The organism is Candidatus Polarisedimenticolia bacterium, assembly GCA_036004685.1.
Lineage (GTDB): Bacteria > Acidobacteriota > Polarisedimenticolia > Gp22-AA2 > AA152 > DASYRE01.
Genome location: DASYRE010000009.1, coordinates 1 through 21,854, shown reverse-complemented (window position 1 = coordinate 21,854; position 21,854 = coordinate 1). Strand labels below are relative to the sequence as shown.

The following is a 21,854-nucleotide window of genomic DNA, read 5'->3' as shown; positions in this document are numbered from 1 at the left end:
CCGATGCCGATCGCCCGCCGTCCGCCGCGCATGGCCAAGATCATCGCCACGATCGGACCCGCCTCGGAATCGATCGAGACGCTGTCGCGGCTCCTCCAGGCCGGCGTGGACGTCGTGCGCCTTAACTTCTCGCACGGCACCCGGGAGGACCATCTGCGCCGGATGCGGCGGGTGCGGCGCATCGCGCGCGGCCTGGGCAAGACCGTCGGGGTCCTCGTCGACCTGCCGGGGCCGAAGATCCGCACCGGAGATCTGGTGGACGGCGCGCCCATCGTCCTGGCTCCGGGGACGCGCGTCGTCGTGACGACGCGCCAGGTCGCGGGCCGCAAGGGCCTGATCTCCACGCGGTATCGCCACCTGCCCCGCGACGTCGCGCGCGGCAGCCGGATCCTGCTGGACGACGGCAACATGGAGCTGGAGGTCCGGCGCGTGCAGGGGACCGAGATCCTCTGCCGGGTCCTGGTGGGCGGCATCCTGTCGGAGCACAAGGGGATCAACCTCCCCGGGACTCCGATGGCCGCCTCCTCTCCGACCTCCAAGGATCTTGCCGATCTGCGGTTCGCCATCGACCAGGGGGCCGACTGGATCGCGCTCTCCTTCGTGAAGCGGGCCCGCGATCTGGTGCGCGCCCGCACCGCCATGGAGCGCCAGGGGCGCTGCCTTCCCCTGGTGGCGAAGATCGAGCGTCGCGAAGGGGTCGAGGCCCTCGATGAGATCCTGGCGCACGCCGACGGGCTCATGGTCGCGCGCGGCGATCTGGCGGTCGAGATCTCGCCGCAGGAGGTTCCCGTCCTGCAGAAGCGGATCATCCGGAGCGCGAACCACGAGCGGGCCGTGGTGATCACCGCCACGCAGATGCTGGAGTCGATGATGGACAGCCCGCGCCCGACCCGGGCGGAGGCTTCCGACGTCGCGAACGCCGTGTTCGACGGCAGCGACGCCGTGATGCTTTCGGGCGAGACCGCCACCGGCCGCTATCCGGTCGAATCGGTCCGGATGATGGACGCGATCATCCGCGAGGCCGAGGCCAGCGGCCTGGTGACCGCGCATTCCGCCCCCTTCGATCCGGAGAAGGAGGAGGACCTGCACGCCGTGGTGCACGCCGCGAGTCAGGCGGCGCTCGATTCCCGGGCCGCCGCGGTCGCCGTCTACACCCAGACCGGCCGGACCGCCCGGTTCCTTTCCAAGCAACGGCCCGCCTGCCGGATCATCGCCCTGACGTTCCAGGACTCGGTCGAGAGGGAGATGGCGCTGTACTGGGGCGTGACTCCCGTCAAGATCCGCTTCGCGCACGACACCGACGCCATGCTCGCGGAAGGGGAGCGGGTGATGCTGGAGCGCGGCCTGTTGTCCCGCTCCGATCGGGTCATCATCGTGTCGGGAAGCACTTCGTATCCGGGGGGAACCAACATGATGAAGATCCACCAGGTCGGGAAACCGGCCCATCCCGTCCGGCGCCGGGCCTGAGGCGCGGTATGCGCCGGCGTTTTCTCGGGCTCCTCCTCCTTGGCCTCCTTCTGCCGCTCCCCGTCCTCACGGAAACCGCCGCCGAGGACCGGCTGCACTGCGCCGTCTGCGGGAAGTCGATCGAAGGGAAATACATCGAGGATCAGGGCGAGGCCTACCATCGCGAGTGCTACGAGCAGTACCGCGCGCCGCGTTGCGCGGCCTGCGGCAAAGCGATCTTGGGATCGCGCATCGACTTCGAGGGGAAGAGCTATCACGAGGAATGTTACCGGGAGTCGGCGCAGCCCCGCTGCGACGCCTGCGGAAAGCCGATTGAGGGCACCTACATCGTCGCTTCCGGAAAGAAGTACCATCCCGCCTGCCACCGCGGGCTGGCGGTGCGCTGCGTCGTCTGCGGCGAGCCTCTGGAAAAGTCGTACCTGGAAGACGGCTGGGGAAACGCCTTCCACGCACGACATGGGAAGGAGAGCCTGTGTCCCTTCTGCGGGCGCGTCATGGCTCTTTCCACGACGCACGGCAGCTTCCTGAGCACCGCCAACGGAATCCGCATCTGCGCGCTTTGCGCCCGCCGGGCGGTTTCCCGGCGTGATGAGGTGGCGGCCATCCTGGAGCGGGTCCGCGTGCGGCTGCAGGAGATCTTCCCCGTGCCCCCGGGAAGCTTCAGCTGGGAGCTGGTGGACCGCGACCATCTGATGCGGCGGCTCTCCCCGGGCCGTTTCGTCGGCAACGAGCTCGGCATTACCGTCGGCGAGTTTCGCCGCTCCGGCAGGGCGGTGAGCCGGCGCGTGAGCGTCGCTCTGCTGACCGGGGTCCCCGACTGGCTGCTCGCGGGGGTCGCGGCGCACGAGCTGGCGCACGTCTGGCAGCAGCTGCATGACCTGAGCGACCTGCCTCCCGATCAAGCGGAAGGATCCGCGGAGTATGCCGCCTACCTTCTTCTGGAAGAGGCCGGGACGGAAGAGGGAAGAGTGAAAATCGAGGCGATGAAGCGGTCGGAGGACCCCGCCTACGGCGCCGGCTTCCGGCGGGCGCTGGAGATCGCGCACGGCCAGGGCTCGGCCGCGGGCCTGAGGAAAGCGCTTCAGGGAGGCAAGGGCTGGTCGCGGGGCTCGTGAACGGCATGTCCGAACGCTCCTGCGGTCCGGATGGGAAAGCGGCGATGGGCGGCTGGTGGCTCTTGGGCGGTTACCTGGCTCTCTGGCTCCTGGGGCTCGCTTCCCCTTTCCTGCGCGGCAGGATCCTGCTGCTTCCCGGCGCCCGGCTCGCTTCGGTCCACCTTCTCTTCGCGGCGGTCCTCCTGGCCGACGCCGCCGTCTTTCCGGCGGGAATCCCGGCGCTCCCGGTCCCCGCCGGCGTTGCGGCGCTGCTCGCGGCGCTCGGCGCCGCGTGGCGCGACACCTGGGTCGTCCTGGGGACCCGGCCGGCGCGGGTCGCGGAGTCGCTCGCCGAGACTTGCCAGGAGCGCGGCATCGAGACGGCATGGGAAGGGGGAAGGCTGATCCTGAAGCGGCTCGGCACCGCCTTGAGAGTCGTCCCGGCGGGACCGGGCGTGAGCCTCGTCCGTCTCGATCGCCGCCGGCGGGAAGCGGAAGTGGACGCCCTGGGCGAGGCGTGGCGGAGGCGGCTCGCCCGCGGGGCCGGCCGGTGATCCGGGTGGCGGCGGCAATCCTGTGGCGCTCCCGCGAAATCCTGATCTGCCAGCGGCGCCAGGGGGGAGGATTCGCGCTGAAGTGGGAGTTCCCGGGGGGGAAAGTGAAGGAGGGCGAGACCGTCGCCTCCGCGCTGGTCCGGGAGCTGGAAGAGGAGCTCGGGATCGCCGTCCCCGCCGGCCGGCTCGCGGCGGTGGAAACGATCCGCCACCGCTACCCCGGCGGGCCGGAAGTCGAGATTCACTTCTTCGCGGTGAGCGAATTCTCGGGTGAGCCGCTGAACCGGGCCTTCGAGAAGATCGCCTGGGTCGCGCCCGCCGATCTGCCGGGGTACGATTTTCTCGAGGCGGACCGGCCGCTGGTTGGACGAATCGCGGCGGGCGGAGTAGTCTGCCCCGTTCCGGGCGAAGCGTCGGAGCCGACCTGAGAAAGAAAGCGAGGAGCGCTTGGAGATCGATCCCGCGAAGCTCGACCGCAAAGAAGCTTACAAGCTGATGATCAGCTTGATAGTCCCCCGCCCGATCGCCTTCGTCACAAGCGTTTCCCAAACCGGGCACGCCAACCTTGCCCCCTTCTCCTTCTTCAACGGAGTCTCCTCCCATCCGCCCATCGTCATGATCGCCGTCGGGGGCCGGAAGGACGGCCGCAAGGACACCTGGAACAACATCGAAGCGACGGGAGAGTTCGTGGTGAACGTGGTCGTGCCCGAGATCGTGGATGCCATGGTCCTCGCGTCGCGCGACTATCCGCCCGAGGTCGACGAGATCGCGGTGACCGGCCTGACGCCGGTGCCGAGCCGGACGGTCAAGCCGCCGCGGATCGCCGAGTCGCCCGTCCAGATGGAGTGCAGGCTGGAGAAACTGGTGGAGGTGGCCGGAACGGCGGTGATCCTCGGCCGCGTCCTGCTCTATCACGTGCAGGATACTCTGCTCGAGGACGGGGCGGTCGCTCCCGACAAGCTGCGTCCCGTGGCGCGACTGGGCGGCGATCTCTACGCCCACCTCGGGGAGATCTTCGCCAAATCGCGCCCCCGCTGAGGCCCTCGATCGCGGTCAGGACTTCGTCGCCGGCTTCGGCGGTTCGGCCTTCGGCGGGGGAACCCCTTTCTTCACGGCGCTCCACCAAGCCCGCCATTTCTCGGGATCCCTGCCGTACTTTTCTCCCGATATCGTGGTCAGCAGCGTCAGGGAATGCTCGCGCTGGGTGGGCTGCTTGGCGCTCACCATCCGCACGAGGACGTCGCCCGCCTTGTCGCGAATGGCGACGCGGTTCTCCGGCTCGCCGGCGAGGTGCAACAGGAGCGCGGCCGCCTTGGTGCGATCCGAGGATGTCGGATAGTGCAGCTCGTCGAGAATCGGGTCCAGCGGGAACGGCATCGACTGGTGGACCGACAGATAGGCGATCGGAATCAGGGAGCGGGCGGCGCTGGAGCGCACCTGGACGTCGGGATCCTTCAGCGCCTCCTCCAACGGGGCGATGACCGCCTTCTTGTCCTTGGCCCATCCCAAGAGGGTCGCGCACAGGGTTCTTTTTTCGGGATCCTTGTCCTCCCGGAGCGCCTTCACCAGGACGTCGTAATGGGCCGGGACCATTTCCAGCATCTTTTCCTCGTATTCCCGGAGTCCCGGATCGCTGTCGAGATAATGCCCCTCGTTGATGTCCTTCAGCCTCTTCGGATTGACCTGAAACATCTGGAACTGGGCCTTCTCGTAGCGCCTCACCCAATCCAGGACGTCGGCGGGAACTTCGACCGAACCGGCCGGATTGGAGTTCAGCTTGAAGCGTCCTTCGTCCCCCTTCTCGACGACGTCGACGGTTAGATAGCTCTTCCGATCGCCGTACGCCGTGCTGCTGACTTTGGCGTAGGCGAACCTCCCGGAGCCGCGGAGCTTCTCGTCCAGCCGCGTGACCACTTCTGGAGTGATCTCGTCCCCTTCCTTGATCGGCACCATGGCGAGGAGATCGGCGTCCGAGGTCCGGCTGTTGCCGAAGAGATCGATCCCCGCGAGGGTGTAGGGGGCCGCTTTCGCGGGCGCCCCCGCCTGGGCGGAGGCCGGCGCGGCCTGGATCGCGGGAAGCGCCAGGAGGAGAAGGACGGCAGGAAGCGGAATCGAAGATCGGGTCATCTCAGGCAGGCTCCTTCTTGTCCCCCGCCGCGGGGGAGATCATCTCCGAAAGATGCCGGGATAGGATGCGGTCGACGTCGTGCACGGTCACTCCACCATACCAGCAGAACTCCGGCAGGACCACCACCGTCGTCCCGCGGGAGCACTGGTCGAGGCAGCCCGATTTGGAGACCCGGACGCGCCGCGCCAGCCCGTGCTCCTTGACCCAGCCCTTCAAGCGCGCGAGGACCTCGGCGGAGCCGCGCGGCAGGCAGCTCTCCCGCCCATCGGTGCGCTCGTTCAGGCAGACGAGGATCAGCTTCTCGAAACCGGTGTCCAGCTCCTGCATCAGGGAATCTCCAGAAAAATGGGGAAGCGGGTGAGCCGGAGGTGACCCCGCCGGGTCACCAGGGCCACGTCCTCGATGCGGATTCCGCCGAGGTCGCGGTAATAGAGCCCGGGCTCGATCGTGACGACCTGCCCCGCCTCGAGCCGGCACTTCCGGGCGCTGACGGGAGGGAACTCGTGGAGGTCGAGGCCGAGGCCGTGACCGGTGCCGTGAATGAACCCTTCGCGCGCCGCGCCCCGGCCGCGGTTGGCGAAACCGGCCCGCGTGAAGAATTCGCAGACGCGGCGGTGGATCCGGGCGCCGTCCGTTCCGGCCCGGAGCATCGCCAGGGCCAGCCTCTGGGCGGCGGCCACGGCGAGAAAGGCGGCCCGGGTCCTGGCGTCGGCGCGGCCCTTCACCACGGTGCGCGTGATGTCGCCATGGAACCCGGATCGCCTCGAGCGCGGGAAGAAATCGAGGACGATGGGGCGGTGCGCCGGCAGAGGCCCCGTCCCTTTCTCGTGCGGGTCCGATCCCTGGATGCCGCCCGCGACGATCGTCTGAAACGGCGCCGCCCCGGCGGCGAAGATGGCCCGCTCGGCGCCGTCGCGCAGCGCTTCCGAGGTCAGCCGCCTTCCCGCAAGGTGAAGATAGCCGTCGCGGCCGATCCGGCTCGCCGCGAGAGTCAGGATGGCGGTGGCCATCCCGGCCTCCGCCGCGCGCAGGGCCTGGCGGATCGACCGGACCTCGGCCGGCGTCTTGCGGGCCCGCTCGGGCAGGAAGGGATCGGGAAGGACGCGCGTCCGGATGCCCCGCTCGCCGAGACGGGCCACGCCCCCGGCGGGGAACGACTCGGGGATCCGGACCGCTCGGACGCCGCGCTCGGCGAGGGCCGCGGCGAGAGCCTGGAAGAAATCGGGTGAGGCGATCCCCTCCTTCTGGAGGCCGCGATAGTAACGGGAGAGGGGAAGTACGACGCGTGCCCGGGAGAGCTCGCGGGCCCCTTGAAATTCGAGATCGTTCACCAGGAGGTGGGTGCGCCCGCCGATCTGGAACCAGGCGGTCGGATCGGCGCAGGGATAGCCGGAAGCATGCAGGAGGTCGCCGTTCGACTGGGAGACGCCCGCGATCGCCCGGGCGCCGTGCCGCGGACCCCTAGTAATAGAGCCTCCCTTCGATCTCCCGGAGTCGCATCAGGACCTGGGGCGGAATCCTATCCTCGCGCCGGCGGCGCCGGATTCCCGCGAGTCCCGAGGCCAGCGCGGCCAGAAAGACATCGGGACGCCCGATCGACAGCGCTTCCTTGAGAAAATAGCCGCTCCAGAGCGCCATCTGGGAGAGGAACATCGTCCACGGGAGATAGCGCGCGCTGATCCAGATCTTGTTGCGATAAAAGAAATAGGTTCTCCGCCACGCCGGGCGCCCGGCGCGGGAGAGGCGGTGCAGAACGACGATGTCGGGCCGGTAGAAGATGCGGAAGCCCCGGATGACGGCCCGATAACAGAAATCGAGCTCCTCGAATCCGTATGTCAGCGACGGGTCCATCCCGCCGGCGGCGTCGAAGACCTTCCGGCGGACGGCGCAGCCGGCCGAGATGAAGTAGGAGGTCTCGCAGGGCTCCATCGCCAGATCCTTGCGCCGCCGCGGGACCTCGAAGGAGCGCGGCCGCCGGGTGACGGGATCGAGGATGCGAAACGCGATCGCCCCGGCCTCCGGCGTTTCCAGGAAAGCGCGGCGGACGCGATCGAGGAATTCGGGATCCTCCACCCGGCAGTCATCGTCCAGGAAGACGAGGATCTCGCCCCGGGTCGCCGCCGCGCCGGCGTTGCGGGCGGCGGGAGCGCCGCGGTTCTCGGGGAAAGGCAGGACGAGGGCGCGCGGGAAGCTCCGCCGCAGGCGCGCCGCCGTGCCGTCGGTCGAGCCGTTGTCGACGACCGCGATCTCGTCCCCGGCGCGCCAGGAGAGGCGCGCCAGGTCCGACAGGAGATCGATCACCTCGTCCTTGCGGTTCCGCGTCGCCACGACGACGCTGAGAGTGGGCATCAAGGCTCTCGCGGTGGGATCGGCGCAGGGAGGAAGCGCCGCCGAAGTCCCTTGGAAGTCTAGCGAAGGGCTTCCGGAAAAGCAACGCCGCTTCGACCGGAAACCGGCGTCTCCCAACGAGTTGCGTTTGACTCGGGCGAAGGCGAGGACATAAGATCCGGCCGTATCCCCCCCGCGACGGATGGGCCGGAGCCGAGCTGTCCCCGATGGATTCCTTCGCCACCGAGAGACTCCTGCTCGCCTTCCTCCGAGGAGAAAGGCCGGCGCCCAGTCTGTCGCCGCCGGCCTCGTTTCTCGAGCTTTGCCGCCGGCATCGCGTCGGGCCGCTGGTTTTTCAGGCGGCCGCGCGGCAGCCGGATGCCGTCCCCGCGGACCTTCTTCCGGGCCTGAAGGAAGCGTCGCGAAAGACTCTGGTGGACAACCTCGTCCTTCTGCGGGCGCTGCGCGAGGTGGCCTCGGCCCTCGCCGAGGAAGGGACGGGATTCGTGCTGCTCAAGGGGGTAAGCCTCCTGAGCTTTCTGTATCCCGAGATCCATCTGCGGCCGATGACCGATCTCGACCTGCTGATCCGGGAGAAGGATTGGCCGAAAGTGGCCGAGACGCTGGGGGCTCGCGGCTGCCGCCTTCCGAGCGACGAGGAGGAGCGCTACTACCGGGAACGATGGTACCACCAGCTCGTCGAGACTCCGGGCCCGCCGTCCTGCTACGTGGAGTTCCATTGGAACCTGGAGTCGGTGGAGCGTAGCCGCATCGATCCCGACGAGCTGATTCGCGACGCCGTGCCGTGCGAGATCGAAGGGCAGCGGTTCCTTCGGCTATGTGACGACCATCTGCTCCTGCATCTGGCCACCCACCTGGCGCACCACCATGCCGATCCGGCGCTCCTGTGGACCGAGGATCTGCGGCGCCTCTTGCAGCGCGGCAATCTGGATTGGGAGCGGCTCCGGAAGACGGCGCGCGCCTGGGGAGTGGCGAACTGTGTGGCTTACAGCCTGCAGTACGTGGAGAAGATCTATCCGGGAACAGTCCCGCCGCCGGCCCGCCGCTTCACGCTCTCGCCGGCGCGCCGCGCGATCCTCCGGGGCGTCGGCACCGCGAACCCGATTCTGCCGCATCGCGCCCTGGCGGGAAGCGCCGCCCGCCACGCCGTCAGCATGGCGCTGCTGGATCGCTGGAGCGACGCGGCGCGCTACGTCGCGGCACACTCCGTCTCCCGCGTCGGACGCGCTCTCGGGCTCCTGCGGGGGACTCCGGCGGGCGCCGGCGATGCCGCGGCGGTGGAGAAAGTCCGCGCCGCCCGGCCCGGCGTCAGGCGCTGAGCTCCCAGCTCCCGCCGGGCTTCAGCTCGACGATCTCCATCTCCGGAATCTCCGAGGTGAGGGCGCGCAGGTCGGCCGGCGTGCCGGTCAGCGCCGGGAAGGTCCCGTAGTGTTTCGGAATCACGCGCCGCGGGCGCATCAGGCGGCAGGCGAGCGCCGCCTCCTTCGGCCCCATCGTGAACAGGTCGCCGATCGGCAGCAGCGTCAGGTCAGGCCGATAGAGCTCGGCGAGGAGCTTCATGTCGCCGAACACAGCCGTGTCCCCCGCCTCGTAGATCTTGAATCCGTCCTCGAACTCCACGATATAGCCGCACGCCTCGCCGCCGGGGAGGATCTGGCCGTTCCAGGCGATGCTGCTGGTATGCGCGGCGGGCACCATCGTCACGCGCATCCCGTCGACCGTCTGAGTGCCTCCTTTGTTCATGGCGCAGGCGCCGGAGATCCCCTGGGCTTCCAGGAACGCGCAGATCTCGAAATTGGCCACGATCCGGGGGCGCAGGGATCGTCCCAGGGCGACGGCGTCCTCGAAGTGATCGAAGTGCCCATGGGTGAGCAGCATCAAATCGATTTGCTCGAGAGTCTTCAGAGGACCGGGACAGGAAGGATTGTTGGCCAGCCAGGGGTCGATGAGGACGATCTTCCCCCGGGCCGACCGGATCTTGAAGGTGGAATGGCCGAGCCAGGTGATGCGGATTCCCGACGTACGGTTCATCGCCAGAGTCCTCCCGGAAAGCCCGGAAACGCCCCCGAAACGCCGTTGACCGTGCCCGGAGTATATGGAATACTCCGACCCCGGTAAAGGAAACGCTCATGGTCCACGCGATGCGATCCGAATCGGCCGCGATGCGGGCCGCGGTGCGCGGGCCCTCGACGGGCGGGGCGGCTCGCGGCTGAGCCCCGCCGCCCCGGGAGCTCCAGGACTGCCTGTGACGATCCGGAAGAAGCCCTCGAAAGAGCACGAGAAGAAGAAGGAGTCGCGGGACGCCGCCCTGATGAAGGGGACGGAAGATCTCCTCGCCCTGGGCGTGGATCTGGAGGCCCTCGAGCCGAGCGACGACTCGGTGGCCGTCCTCTCCGGCCTCCGGCCCCCCTCGCCGGAGGCGGAGCGGGCCATGGCGTGCTGGCTCGGCTTCGCCGAGATCGAGAAGTCCGCCGAGCTGCTGGCGAAGATGGAATTGGAGGCGCGCGACAAGGAGCTCAAAAAGGAGATCCGCCGATCCCTCTTCCGCCTGGAGCAGCGAGGTGTCGCGGCGGCCCGCCGGGCGCTCGACACGGCCGCTCCCCCCGTCTTGTCAAGGGAGCAGGATCGAGGCTATCTCTCGCACGTCGACGGCCGCGGAGACCAGGTGATCTGGTACGTCCGGCCGGAGAGGAGCGGGGATTATTACATCCTCTCGGGGGTCGTCAACGACCGGAAGGGGCTCCTGGAAGCCGACGCGGGGCGGGTGGCGCGGCCGGGTCTGAGGGATCTGCTCGAGGGGACGCGCCGCCGCTTCTCGATCCGACTGGTGCCCGGAGATCCGCTCTGGTGCGATCTCGTCGTGCACGAGGCGTACCGCAAGAGCGACGCGCAGCGACGCAACCCGGGGGTCGCGCGGTTCCCCTCGTACCGAATGGAGATCTCGCACCGGGTCCCGGAGAGAGTCCCCTGTCCGGTGCACGCTCATTTCGGCGCGCTCCCGTCCGAGGAGCGGGAGCGTCTCGTCGAGTCTTCGGCGCGCCTCCTCGACGAGCCGGAGATGGCGGGATGGATCCTCGACGCCGACTGGATCGCCCCGCACCTCCCGGCGCTGCTGGAAATCTCCGAATCGCCCCTCGTGTTGAACCGCTTCCAGAAGGAGGAGCGCCGGGAAAAGGCGCTGCAGGAGGCGCTTTCGGCGATCCTGTCCGGGGAGGCCGCGGAAATCTACCGCCGGCGGATGGAGTCGGCGTCCTACTTTTTCCTGCAGGACGGCCGGGAAGAGCCGGCCCGCCGCGCTCTCGCCGTCCATTTGGCGCTTGCCGATCTCGCCGGGCCGCCCGAGGCAATCCCGTTTCTCAGGGCCTTGGCGACCAAGTCCCTGGCCGCGGCGGAGGAGGCGCACCGGCAGCGCCAGGCCGAGGAGAAACGCTCGTCGCTCATCCTCAAGCCGGGAGAGCGATGAACGATCTCCGCCGCCTCCTCCTGTGGATGGCCGCGCTCGGCTTCCTGGCGATCGGCATCTGGGGACTCCAGTGGGACGAGAGCTCCGGCGCGCGCCCCAACGCCCCCGAGTTCAGGAGTTTTCGCACGAATCACCGTCTCGAGGCGTTCGGCAAGGTCTTCCACGTTCCGCTGGCCAGGATGGCCTGCGGCTGGGGGGCGATTCTCTGCGCCGCCGTGGCGCTCTGGCCGCTGGCGTCCGCGGAACGCGCCTCCCGCTGGCTGGGACGGTGGGAGCGATCGACGAGCCGGACGCCCGCCGATCGAGGAGGAGGCCGTTGATCTCGTCCGGAAGGAACCGCTGGCTGGCGATTCTGGCGGGGCTGCTCCTCGCGCCGGGGGCGGCCCTCGCGCGGCCGGCGGCCGCGCCGGGAGAAAAGGAGGAGCCCGCGCCGCTCGAGGCCGCCGAGGCCGAGCGGATTTTCCTCGACTACATCGGCGATCCCGCCAACCTGATCCGCAACTGCACTTTTCTGGGAGGGGTGCGCGTCGAGGAGGTCTCGGCCGAGAACGATCTGGCGACCGCCAAGATCCGCTACCGGATCGAATGCGTTCCGGAGGAGATCACGATGCCGCCGCTTACCCGCACCTTGCGGGAGAGCTTCGTGTATCGCCGGCGGGAAGGTCATTGGGAGATGCTGGGGCGAGCCTCGGAAGTTTCGCCCCGGATCCTCGAGGGAAGCGCCCCAGAGGGGCGGGCGCCCACCTCGCGCCCTCCCGATCCGCGCGCCGCGGACCGCAAGGCGATCGCCGAAAAGATCCTCGCCTGGGCGGTCCTCGGCAAGCGTCCGGACGGAATGAAGAAGCCGTTCCCCGGCGGGGAGAAGGTGGCGCGCAAGGCGCCCGTCCTGGTGAGCCGGGAAAACCTGGACGGTGTGGAAGCCCTGGCGCTGCCGGGGGTCCAGATACTTCTTCTTTCTCCCGAAGCCCTGCTCCAACGCACCGCGCTGGAGCAGGGCGGCGTCTGGTTTCGCTTCGAGGCCTTCGATTTCTCGGAAGGCTCCGCCCGGGTCGTGATCGGGCTCGTCGGCGCCGTGCTTCCGACGCCGCGTCCCGGAGCCGACCGGACGCGCCTCCTTACCCGGTTGGAAGCGGTCTTCCTGCGGCAGGAGCGCGCCTGGGTGCTGACGTCCTTCCAACCGCTGAGCTGAATGCGATCGCGCCGGGCCCGGCGCGGCTTCGATGCCGGCCGGGACGGCGCCGGGATCAGGAGAGCCGCGCGATCACGGCGCGGGTGAAATCGTCGGTCCCCGCCGCGCCACCAATATCGCGCGTCACTTCGTGCGGATTCCCTTCCCGGAGCACGGCGTCGTAGGCGGCGCGGATGCGCGCCGCCGCCGCGGTCTCGCCGAGATGATTGAGCATCATCACAGCGCTCATCAGCAGGGCGAGAGGATTGGCGACTCCTTTGCCGGCGATGTCGGGCGCGCTGCCGTGCACCGCCTCGAAGATGGCGCAGTCATCGCCGATGTTCGCGCCCGGCACGACCCCCAGCCCGCCGACCAGCCCGGCGCAAAGATCGCTCACGACGTCACCGTACAGGTTCTCAAGGAGCAGCACATCGAAGCGCGAGGGGTCGCGCACCAGCTGCATGCAGCCGTTGTCGATGATCAGCTCCTCGTAGGCGATGCCGGGCGCCTCGGATTCATGCACCTGCCGGGCGCAGTCGAGAAGCAGGCCGTCCGTGAGCTTCATGATGTTCGCCTTGTGGAAGACCGTGACCTTCCGCCGGTTCCGGTCGCGCGCGTAGCGGAAGGCGAAACGGGCGATGCGCTCGCAGCCGGTCCGCGTCGCCACCTTGACGCTCTCAACGACTCCGGGCGCCACTTCGTGCTCGATCCCGGAATAGAGCCCCTCGGTGTTCTCGCGAATGATGACGATCTCGACGTCGTCGTAGCGCGTCTTGACTCCCGGAAGCGAGCGGACCGGACGGACCGCGGCGTAGAGGTTGAAGCGCTTCCTGAGCTGCACGTTGACGCTGCTGAATCCGCGCCCGACGGGCGTCGTCAGCGGCCCCTTGAGCGCGATGCGGTGCGTCTGGATGGCCTCGAGGGTGGCGGGAGGCAGGGTGTCGCCCTGGCGTTCGAGGGCCTCGGCGCCGGCGTGGAGGGGAATCCACCGGATGGGCGCCTCCGCGGCGTCCAGGACGCGCGTCACCGCTTGCGTGACTTCGGGTCCGATCCCGTCGCCCGGAAGCAGACAGACGTCGTGCGGCATCCTTCACCCGGCGGCAATCAATCCAGGGAAGAGGGGAGCCGGGGCGACGAGAGGAGCTTGGCGAACTCCTCCCATCGCTTCTGCGGCTGTTCCTCGGTGCCGCCCCGCTTCTCGATATGGGAACGCACCAGGTCCTTCCCCAGGTTGTAGTTGATGACGTAGCTCCGATACTGGTCCATGAAGCGGACGCGCTGGCGGGCCTGCTCGGGGAGCATCATCGCGAAGCGCGTGAGCCACTCGGCCGCCTGGCCCGCGTCGATCGCGCCGTCGAGGTAGCGGCGCGCCGCCTCGTTGCGCGCGTAGTCGAGCGCCTGGACCAGGTCCATGACCTGGTGATAATCGGCGGCGCCGCGCGGATCCAATCCGGCCAGGGGAAACAGAGCCTCGCGCTCGAAACGCAGGCGCTCTTCTCCCGGAAAGGCCACCTCGATGCCGAAATTGGCGCTCCCCTCGGCGATCAGCGACTGCGGGCTGAACAGGGGATAGACGGTGAATTCCTGCCAGCCGCGCTCCCGCACCAGGTGCTGCTCGAGGAGCACGTTGTAGACGTGGTGCCCCGGGTACCCCTCGTGGGCCGCGAGATCCACCGCCCGGTCGATGAAGACGGGCAGGTCGGTGTTGATCTGGATGAGACTCCGGGCGCCGCCCTGGTACCAGTTGTAGCCGCTCCACGACTTGCCGGTGACGTATTCGACCGTGAAGCTCTCTTTCTCCGGAAGCTGCAGGTGCTCGAGGGTGCGCCGGCGGGCCTCCCGGATGGCGGCCTGGAAGACGGCGTCGAGCTTCTCCCGCGGGATGACGAAGCCGCGCTTGAACTTCTCGTAGCGCTCCGGAAGTGGTCCCTTGCCGGGCAGCGCCCGGTCGAGCTTGTCCAGGATTTCCCGGAAGTGGCCCTCCGGATAGGAGGGCGCCACGGCGTCGTAAAGGGCCTTCGACTCCTCGTCGAACGTCATCTTTTTTCCGCCCAGAATGTCGATCCGGGCCACAAGGGCCTGCAGCTGGCGCAGGAGGTAGTCGCGCCGCAGCCGGATCATCTCCTCCTGCCCGGAGAGATCGAGCCCCTCCAGCTTCTCGATCACCGGCAAGGCCGCTTCCTTCACCGCGGCGGCCGGCTTCTTCTCCGCCTTCACCTGCTCGCGCCATTGCGGCGGGCCGTAATAGGCGTCGACGTAGTCGGGATCGTGCTCCCCCAGCGCCAGGACCAGCTTGACGTACTTCTCGGCGAGGCCGTCCAGCGCCTTGGCCGGGGACGGCTCCTGTTCCGCGGCCACCTCGCCGCGCTCGACGACACGGCATCCGAAACCGGACGCCGCGAGGACGAAGGCCAATACCAAGCCGGAGAGCCGGGCGAATCGCTCGCCGGGGTGTGGGTCGCGCTGCCGCACGAAGACTCCGCCTGAGAGGTTCGGCACCATCCTACTCCAGGGTGAAGCCGATCTTCAGCGTCACCTGCCAATAGGCCACTTTTCCTTTCTCGAGGTACCCGCGCGTCTGCACCACCTCGAACCAGCGCATGTTCCGCACCGTCTGGCTCGCCTTCGCGATCGCGGTCTCAATGGCGTGCTCGATCCCCTTCTTCGAGGATCCCGTCAGCTCGATCGTCTTGTACACGTGCTCGTTCATGTCGCGCTCCTTAGAGCTGTCGCGTCGCTGTGGGCCCTTCACGCTCGTATCGATCGACACCAAGGCTTGTACTGACACGGCCGGGAAGTCCTTCACGCAACATTTGCCTCACGATATCCGAGTGTCCCCAGGAGCGCGGAAAGGATCTTCAAGCGCTCCTTGCGTTGAACATGAAGAAGAGAAACAAAGTGAAAAGGGGGAGTCCGGAGTTCGGCATCCCCCTTTTCATCGCCTCGCAAGAGAATTCTTTCGTCAGGCCGGAGTCGTGTGCATTGCCTCCAAGGTCCTACGGCTCGTTATCCAGCTCAAGAACATCCACTCGTCGCGCCGCAATTCAAACATTTGTAGCAGCTGCCGCTGCGCACCATGATCGCGCCGCAGTCGTGGCACGAGGGGGCGTCGTCCTGGGCCTGGAACGTGAAGACCGCCGCCGACGAGGTCGGAGGCAGGGCGGCGGGAGTCACGAGTCGCAGCGCCGGCGACTTGGCGGCCGGCTCGGCCGGCGCGGGCGATTCCTTCTCCCGGACGTCCTCCTCCCGGTGGATCAAGCCGATCTGCACCTTCTCGTCCTCGCTCAGGAACTTGCTCCCCAGCCAGCGGAAGATGTAGTCCATGATCGACTTGGCCATCGGGATCTCGGGGTTCTTGGTGAAGCCCGAGGGCTCGAAGCGCATGTGGATGAACTTGTCGACCAGCGCCTTGAGGGGAACGCCGTACTGCAGCGACATCGATATCGAGGTGGCGAAGGCGTCCATCAGGCCGGAGACGGTGCTCCCTTCCTTCGCCATCACCAGGAAGAGCTCGCCAGGGGCGCCGTCCTCGTACATTCCGACGGTGAGATACCCCTGGTGGCCGGCGATCTCGAACTTGTGGGTGATCGCCTTCCGCTCGTCGGGCAGGCGGTGGCGCTGCGGTCCGGCCGCGGCGTCCGGCTTCCTCGCCGCCTCCCCCTTGCCGGTGTTCAGCGGCTGGGTCCTCTTGGACCCGTCCCGGTAGATGGCGATCGCCTTGAGGCCGAGCCGCCACGAATCGACGTAGGCCTGGCCGATGTCCTCCGGCGAGGCCTCGGCCGGCACGTTCACCGTCTTGGAGATCGCGCCGGAGATGAACGGCTGCGCGGCCGCCATCATCTTGATGTGGCCGCTGTAATGGATGGAGCGGCTGCCGCTGCGCGGCTTGAAGGCGCAGTCGAAGACGGGCAGATCGCGGTCCTTCAGGTGCGGTGCCCCCTCGATCGTGTCGTGCTCCTCGAGGTACTCCAGGATCTCCTGGACTTCCTTGGCCTCGTAGCCGAGGCGCCGCAACGCCTCGGGGACGGTCTGGTTGACGATCTTGATCATGCCGCCGCCCACCAGCTTCTTGTACTTGATGAGGGCGATGTCGGGCTCGATGCCGGTCGTGTCGCAGTCCATCATGAATCCGATCGTCCCGGTCGGCGCGATCACCGTGGCCTGCGCGTTCCGGTAGCCGTGCTGCTCGCCCAGCGCGACCGTCTCGTCCCACGCCTCGCGGGCCGCGGAGAGGAGATCGAGCGGGACGTGGGCCGAATCGATCCGGGAGACGTGGGCCCGGTGCTTGTTCATGACGCGCAAGAAAGGGGTGCCGTTCTTCTCGTAGCCGGCGAAGGGGCCGGTGACCTCGCGGGCGATCCGGGCCGACGTGGCGTACGCCTCTCCGGTCATCAGGGCGGTGATGGCGGCGCCGTAGTCGCGCCCCTCGTCGGAGTCGTACGGCAGGCCGCGGGCCATCAAGAGGGCGCCCAGGTTCGCGTATCCCAGTCCGAGCGGCCTAAAGTCATGGCTGTTCCGCTCGATCGACGGCGTGGGATAGGAGGCGTTGTCGACGATGATCTCCTGGGCGGTGATCAGGATTTGCACCGCCCGCCGGAAGGGCTCGGGGTCGAACTCGCCGTCCTCCCGCCGGAACTTCATCAGGTTGAGGGAGGCGAGGTTGCAGGCCGAGTCGTCCAGGAACATGTACTCGCTGCACGGATTGCTGGCGTTGATCCGACCGGTGGCGGGACAAGTGTGCCAGTCGTTGATGGTGGTGTCGAACTGCATCCCGGGATCGCCGCAGACGTGCGTGCTGGCGGCGATCTGGTGCAGGAGATCGCGGGCCCGGTAGGTGGCCACGACCTGGTTCGAGGTGACCGAACGGGTATGCCACTCCCGATCCTCCAGGACGGCCTTCATGAAGTCGTCCGGGACGCGCACCGAGTTGTTGGAGTTCTGGAAGAAGACCGAGGCGTAGGCGGGCCCGGTGAACGAGCCGTCGTAGCCGGCGTCCATGAGCGTCCAGGCCTTCTTCTCCTCCTCGACCTTGCAGTTGATGAACTCCTCGATGTCGGGGTGATCGGCGTTGAGGATGACCATCTTGGCGGCGCGGCGGGTCTTGCCGCCGCTCTTGATCACGCCGGCGAACGCATCGAACCCCTTCATGAAGGAGACGGGGCCGGACGCGGTCCCGCCGCCGGCCAGGTTTTCCCGGGAGGAGCGGATGGGGGAGAGGTTCGTGCCGGTGCCCGAGCCGAACTTGAAGAGCATCCCTTCCGTCTTGGCCAGGGTCAGGATCGACTCCATCGTGTCCTTGACGGAGTTGATGAAACAGGCGGAACACTGCGGGTGCGGCTCGAGGCCGCAGTTGAACCAGACCGGGGAGTTGAAGGACGCCTTCTGATAGATGAGGAGGTGGGCGAGCTCCTCGGAGAAGTTTCGCGCGTCGCCGTCGGTGGCGAAGTAGCCGCCCTGGCGTCCCCAGCGCGTGATCGTGTCGACGACGCGGCCGATCAACTGGCGGACGCTGCGCTCGCGCTCCGGCGCTCCCAGGGTTCCCCGGAAGTATTTGGAGGCGACGATGTTCGTGGCGGTCTGGGACCAGAACGCGGGGACTTCCACGTCATCCTGCTCGAAGACCATCTCGCCTTTCTCATTGCCGATGCTGGCGGTCCGCACGTCCCACGAGATCTCGTCGAAGGGATGGCTGCCCTCGCGCGTGAAGAAGCGGGGGAAGGCTAAGCCCTTCTTCTCTCCGGTCCTGGCTTTCCGGGTCGTCTCGGACGTTGCGGAGGTCGGTTCGATGTTTCCGTTGGTTTCCTGGGTGCGCGGGTCCATGACGGTTGACCCTCCGGGTTGAAAAAAAGAAAAGAAGTCCCAAGCGCCTTTGGAACGCGGTTCGCTGAGCTGGGTTAGAGGTCCGTGCTGAAGATCCTGGTCCTGCCTCTTTCCGGTCGACTCCCTCGCGCGACGCGGGCCGCTAAGAAATCCGGCACGACCCACAGTAAACCCCATCGCGCCCGGGCTGTCAAGAATAAAAATACCAGATATTGTGGAGGCCGGGCGCGCGACAACAAGGCCTGGGGATGTCGCTTGTTATCAGTCAGTTCCGTTCTTTCTTGAGGAAAGCGTCGCGCATCCGCGAAAGCATCTGGTCGCGGCGGTCATAGAGGCGCCGCAAGGGGCGGGCCGGGTGCTTGGAGAGAGCGTAAATGGTCAGCAGGGGAAGGGCGACGGTGGAGTCGAGATAGGCAACGATGGAGTCGGGCAGCTTGTCGGGATCGATCTTGCCCCACGAGACCGCTTCTCCGGGAGTGGCGCCCGACAGGCCTCCCGTGTCGGCCCGCGCGTCGGTGAACTGGATGAAATAGTCGTGCCCCTTCTCCGTCAGGCCGAGGACCTCCTGGATCTGCGGCTCGGTCTGCAGGACGAAGTTTTTGGGAGAGCCGCCCCCGACGATCAGCACGCCGCTGCGCCCGCCCGTCGTTTTGGCCTCGAAGATGATGGCGGCGGTCTCGTTGACGTCGAGCGACACGTCGATCCGCGGGCCCCGCTCCCGCAAGGCCAGCTCCGCCACGTTCATGCCGATGGAGGAGTCGCCCGGGGAGGAGGTGTAGAGCGGCACGCCGGCGCGGTAGGCGACGGTCAGCAGGCAGCTGTCCTTGATCTTGAGCTCATCCTCCCGGGCGGCGAGGTATCTCCCCAGCAGGTGGTGGAGCTCCGCCGTGCCCATCGCCTTCTGGAACGGCGCCTCCTCCATGATGCGGCGCAGGAAGGCGTCGGTGGAGAGGAGCACATCGTAGTCGAACAGGATGTCGTAAATCCGCACCACCCCCTCGCGCCGCAGGACGGTGTCGTCGATCTCGTGGCTCCCGCGGTGCATGTACAGGCCGAGCCCGGCGTGCGCGTCGTGGTAGAGGTTCGCGCCGGTGCTGGTGATCCAATCGACGAAGCCGCTCTGCATCAACGGGACGATCGCCGATCGTCCGATTCCGGCCGGGGTCATCGCTCCGGAAAGCGACATGCCCACGATCACGTCGGGCTCGAGCATCTTCTCGGTGAACAGGCTGCAGGCCTTCTGCAGGCGTCCCGCGTTGTACGCCAGGAAGGCCTGATCGATCATCTCGTCCACCCGGGCGCCGGCTTTCAGCGGCTCCGGATAGATTCTCTGGCCCTGGAGGAATCGGCGCTTCTCGTTCATCGGCCCCTCCTTCGTGAAATCGGCGCGCATCGTAGCACGCGCCTGTCGTTCCTTTCAACGCGATTCGCGGTTCCGGCGCGCCCGGACGCGTTGATACGACGACGGACGGGTGATAAGATCCGCCGCCGTCAAGCGCGACTCCGAGGCCCCCGTCGTGGAGCAGCCGCCTCTCCGCAGGAGCGTACCATGGAAAAAGTGGTCTCATTCATCCGCCAGAACAAGGATCGCTACGTCGCCGACCTCGTAGAATTCCTGAAGATTCCCTCCATCAGCAGCTCCTCGCAGCACAACGCCGACACCGAGCGCTGCGCCCATTTCGTCGCCGATCTGATGCGCAAGTCAGGGCTGATGCGCGCCGAAATCTTCAAGACGCCCGGACATCCGATCGTGTTCGGGGAATGGGACGGCGCGCCAGGACGCCCGACCATCCTGGTTTACGGCCATTACGACGTCCAGCCGGTCGATCCGCTGAACCTGTGGGAGTCGGGTCCGTTCGATCCCACGATCCGGGACGGACAGCTGTACGCCCGCGGGTCGGCCGACGATAAGGGGCAAATCTACATCCACTTCGCGGCGGTCGAGGCGCACCTGAAGCAGCACGGAACGCTCCCGGTGAACGTGAAGTTCCTGATCGAGGGGGAGGAGGAGGTCGGCAGCGAGCACCTCGACAAGTTCGTGGCCTCCCACAAGGACCTCCTCAAGGCCGACGTCGTCCTGATCTCCGACACGGCGATGTTCCAGCGCGGCCTCCCCTCGATCTGCTACGGCCTGCGCGGGCTGATCTACTACCAGATCGATCTCCGCGGCAGCAGCAGCGATCTCCATTCCGGCTCCTTCGGCGGCGCGGTCGCCAACCCAGCCTTCGTCCTGGCCGAGATGCTATCCGCCACGAAGGTCCGCGGCCGGGTCACGATTCCCGGCTTCTACAAGGACGTGAAGCCCCTGACGGCGAGGGAGCGCAAGGAGTTCAAGCGCCTGCCCTTCTCCGACAGGCAATATGCCAAGGAGCTCGGGGCGCCGGCGCTGAGCGGCGAGAAAGGCTACTCGACGCTGGAGCGCACCTGGGCCCGGCCCACCTTCGAGGTGAACGGGATCCTCTCGGGTTTCACGGGCGAGGGCGCCAAGACGGTGATCCCGGCCGTGGCGATGGCCAAAGTCTCGATGCGCCTCGTCCCGAACCAGGATCCCGACAAGGTCGCCAAGCTCTTCGAGAAGCACCTCCGGAAGATCTGCCCGAAGACGGTCGAGATGACGGTCACGCGCATGCACGGCGGGGAGCCCTGGGTCGCGCCGATCGATCATCCCGCCATCCAGGCGGCGGCGAAGGCCTTCGAGAAGGGTTTCGGGAAGCGCCCGGTCTACACGCGGGAAGGAGGCTCCATCCCCGTCGTCGCCACGTTCGCCGACGTCCTGAAGATCCCGTCGGTCCTCATGGGAATCGGCGTTCCCGACGAGAACGCTCACGCTCCCAACGAGAAGCTGGACCTCGGGAATTTTCAGGGTGGAATCCTCAGCTCCGCGCACTTCCTCGATCTGATGGGCCAGGGAATCCGGTAGGGCAGGAGCGATGCCGGAGCCGCGATTCATCGTCGTGGGAGGAGGACTCGCCGGGCTGATGGCGGCGATCCAGATCGCCGAGGCGGGGCACGCGCTCGATCTCTTCTCCGTGGTGCCGGTGAGGCGCTCCCATTCCGTCTGCGCCCAGGGGGGGATCAACGGCGCCGTCAACATCCGGGGAGAGAACGACTCCCCGGAGATCCACTTCATCGACTCCGTCAAAGGCGGCGACTTCCTCGCCGATCAGCCGCTGTGCAAGGCGATGTGCTATGCCGCGCCGGATCTGATCTACCTCCTGGATCGGATGGGCGTGCAGTTCAACCGGACGCCGGAAGGGAACCTCGATTTCCGCCGGTTCGGCGGAACGCTCTACCACCGCACCGCCTTCGCCGGCGCCACCACGGGCCAGCAGCTCCTCTACGCCCTCGACGAGCAGGTGCGGCGCCACGAGGCCGCCGGCCTGGTACAGAAGTTCGAGACCTGGGAGTTCTGCTCGGCGATCCTCGACGAGGCGGGGCGCTGCCGCGGGATCACGGCGCTCGACCTCCGGCGGATGGAGGTGCGCGCGTTCCCGGCCGGAGCCGTGATGCTCGCGACCGGCGGCCCCGGCATCGTGTTCGGCAAGAGCACCAACTCGGTGGTGAACACGGGCAGCGCGGCCGCCGCCGCCTACCAGCAGGGCGTGTACTACGCCAACGGCGAGTTCATCCAGGTGCATCCGACGGCCATCCCGGGCGCCGACAAGCTCAGGCTCATCTCCGAGAGCGCGCGCGGCGAGGGCGGACGCGTCTGGGTCCCGAAAGACCAGAAGGACAAGCGCCACCCCAACGACATCCCCGAGAAAGACCGCGACTACATTCTCGAGCGCATGTACCCGGGCTACGGAAACCT

21 protein-coding genes are annotated in these 21,854 nt (G+C 67.6%); 11 read left to right on the top strand and 10 right to left on the bottom strand.

All coding sequences use genetic code 11. The features are described from left to right. The first annotated feature begins 3 nt into the window (after positions 1–3). The 5 genes from pyk to VGR67_02060 are packed head-to-tail and all read left to right on the top strand — an operon-like array spanning position 4 to position 4,153. Entirely contained in the window at positions 4–1,467 is a 1,464-nt protein-coding gene (gene pyk / locus VGR67_02080) for a pyruvate kinase (protein ID HEV8335189.1), read from the top strand. Between the two features lie 8 nt (positions 1,468–1,475). Then, positions 1,476–2,582: an LIM domain-containing protein gene (locus VGR67_02075; GenBank protein ID HEV8335188.1), complete on the top strand. Its 1,107-nt coding sequence runs from the start codon at positions 1,476–1,478 to the stop codon at positions 2,580–2,582. Between the two features lie 44 nt (positions 2,583–2,626). After that, a complete protein-coding gene (locus VGR67_02070) occupies positions 2,627–3,115 on the top strand; it encodes a hypothetical protein (protein HEV8335187.1) in 489 nt (162 codons plus the stop codon). Continuing rightward, a complete protein-coding gene (locus VGR67_02065; protein ID HEV8335186.1) occupies positions 3,112–3,543 on the top strand; it encodes a (deoxy)nucleoside triphosphate pyrophosphohydrolase in 432 nt (143 codons plus the stop codon). Before VGR67_02070 ends, VGR67_02065 begins: the two co-directional genes overlap by 4 nt. A gap of 19 nt (positions 3,544–3,562) precedes the next feature. Then, complete coding sequence (locus VGR67_02060; protein HEV8335185.1) at positions 3,563–4,153, top strand: flavin reductase family protein; 591 nt, start codon at positions 3,563–3,565, stop codon at positions 4,151–4,153. A gap of 15 nt (positions 4,154–4,168) precedes the next feature. Here VGR67_02060 and VGR67_02055 read toward each other — a convergent pair whose 3' ends face one another. The 4 genes from VGR67_02055 to VGR67_02040 form a co-directional block, all read right to left on the bottom strand. Further along, entirely contained in the window at positions 4,169–5,242 is a 1,074-nt protein-coding gene (locus VGR67_02055; protein HEV8335184.1) for a HEAT repeat domain-containing protein, read from the bottom strand. A 1-nt stretch (position 5,243) separates the two neighbouring features. Beyond that, entirely contained in the window at positions 5,244–5,570 is a 327-nt protein-coding gene (locus tag VGR67_02050) for a (2Fe-2S) ferredoxin domain-containing protein (protein HEV8335183.1), read from the bottom strand. Beyond that, positions 5,570–6,574, bottom strand: a complete 1,005-nt coding sequence (locus VGR67_02045; protein ID HEV8335182.1) for a M24 family metallopeptidase — start codon at positions 6,572–6,574, stop codon at positions 5,570–5,572. The genes VGR67_02050 and VGR67_02045 overlap by 1 nt, the downstream gene beginning before the upstream one ends. Before the next feature lie 130 nt (positions 6,575–6,704). Continuing rightward, a complete protein-coding gene (locus VGR67_02040; protein HEV8335181.1) occupies positions 6,705–7,592 on the bottom strand; it encodes a glycosyltransferase family 2 protein in 888 nt (295 codons plus the stop codon). Positions 7,593–7,798: 206 nt separating this feature from the next. Here VGR67_02040 and VGR67_02035 point away from each other — a divergent pair, with 206 nt between their 5' ends. Further along, positions 7,799–8,911: a nucleotidyltransferase family protein gene (locus tag VGR67_02035; GenBank protein ID HEV8335180.1), complete on the top strand. Its 1,113-nt coding sequence runs from the start codon at positions 7,799–7,801 to the stop codon at positions 8,909–8,911. Here VGR67_02035 and VGR67_02030 read toward each other — a convergent pair. Continuing rightward, positions 8,901–9,623 (bottom strand): metal-dependent hydrolase, encoded by a 723-nt coding sequence (locus VGR67_02030; GenBank protein ID HEV8335179.1) that lies wholly within the window; start codon positions 9,621–9,623, stop codon positions 8,901–8,903. The genes VGR67_02035 and VGR67_02030 overlap by 11 nt on opposite strands. A gap of 214 nt (positions 9,624–9,837) precedes the next feature. On the opposite strand from VGR67_02030, the gene VGR67_02025 reads away from it, so the two are divergent. From VGR67_02025 to VGR67_02015, 3 genes are read left to right on the top strand one after another with little or no spacing between them, the layout of a single operon-like run. Continuing rightward, positions 9,838–11,055, top strand: a complete 1,218-nt coding sequence (locus tag VGR67_02025; protein ID HEV8335178.1) for a hypothetical protein — start codon at positions 9,838–9,840, stop codon at positions 11,053–11,055. Further along, positions 11,052–11,375: a hypothetical protein gene (locus VGR67_02020; protein HEV8335177.1), complete on the top strand. Its 324-nt coding sequence runs from the start codon at positions 11,052–11,054 to the stop codon at positions 11,373–11,375. Before VGR67_02025 ends, VGR67_02020 begins: the two co-directional genes overlap by 4 nt. Further along, the gene (locus tag VGR67_02015; protein HEV8335176.1) at positions 11,372–12,244 is read left to right on the top strand and encodes a hypothetical protein; all 873 of its coding nucleotides are present in this window, start codon (positions 11,372–11,374) and stop codon (positions 12,242–12,244) included. The genes VGR67_02020 and VGR67_02015 overlap by 4 nt, the downstream gene beginning before the upstream one ends. Before the next feature lie 55 nt (positions 12,245–12,299). Here VGR67_02015 and VGR67_02010 read toward each other — a convergent pair whose 3' ends face one another. From VGR67_02010 to speY, 5 genes are all read right to left on the bottom strand, one after another. Then, positions 12,300–13,310, bottom strand: coding sequence for an isocitrate/isopropylmalate dehydrogenase family protein (locus tag VGR67_02010; protein ID HEV8335175.1), 1,011 nt, complete (start codon positions 13,308–13,310; stop codon positions 12,300–12,302). A gap of 17 nt (positions 13,311–13,327) precedes the next feature. Beyond that, complete coding sequence (locus VGR67_02005) at positions 13,328–14,722, bottom strand: hypothetical protein (protein HEV8335174.1); 1,395 nt, start codon at positions 14,720–14,722, stop codon at positions 13,328–13,330. A 4-nt stretch (positions 14,723–14,726) separates the two neighbouring features. After that, the gene (locus VGR67_02000; GenBank protein HEV8335173.1) at positions 14,727–14,933 is read right to left on the bottom strand and encodes a dodecin; all 207 of its coding nucleotides are present in this window, start codon (positions 14,931–14,933) and stop codon (positions 14,727–14,729) included. Positions 14,934–15,238: 305 nt separating this feature from the next. Next, positions 15,239–18,043 carry a vitamin B12-dependent ribonucleotide reductase gene (locus tag VGR67_01995; GenBank protein ID HEV8335172.1) on the bottom strand — a complete coding sequence of 935 codons (2,805 nt, stop codon included), beginning with the start codon at positions 18,041–18,043 and terminating at the stop codon, positions 15,239–15,241. Between the two features lie 265 nt (positions 18,044–18,308). Beyond that, on the bottom strand, positions 18,309–19,406 hold the full coding sequence (speY, locus tag VGR67_01990) for a deoxyhypusine synthase (GenBank protein HEV8335171.1): 1,098 nt from the start codon (positions 19,404–19,406) through the stop codon (positions 18,309–18,311). A gap of 186 nt (positions 19,407–19,592) precedes the next feature. On the opposite strand from speY, the gene VGR67_01985 reads away from it, so the two are divergent. Beyond that, positions 19,593–20,963, top strand: a complete 1,371-nt coding sequence (locus VGR67_01985) for a dipeptidase (GenBank protein HEV8335170.1) — start codon at positions 19,593–19,595, stop codon at positions 20,961–20,963. A gap of 10 nt (positions 20,964–20,973) precedes the next feature. After that, positions 20,974–21,854: FAD-binding protein (locus VGR67_01980; protein ID HEV8335169.1), on the top strand; the 881-nt coding region annotated here is incomplete at its 3' end.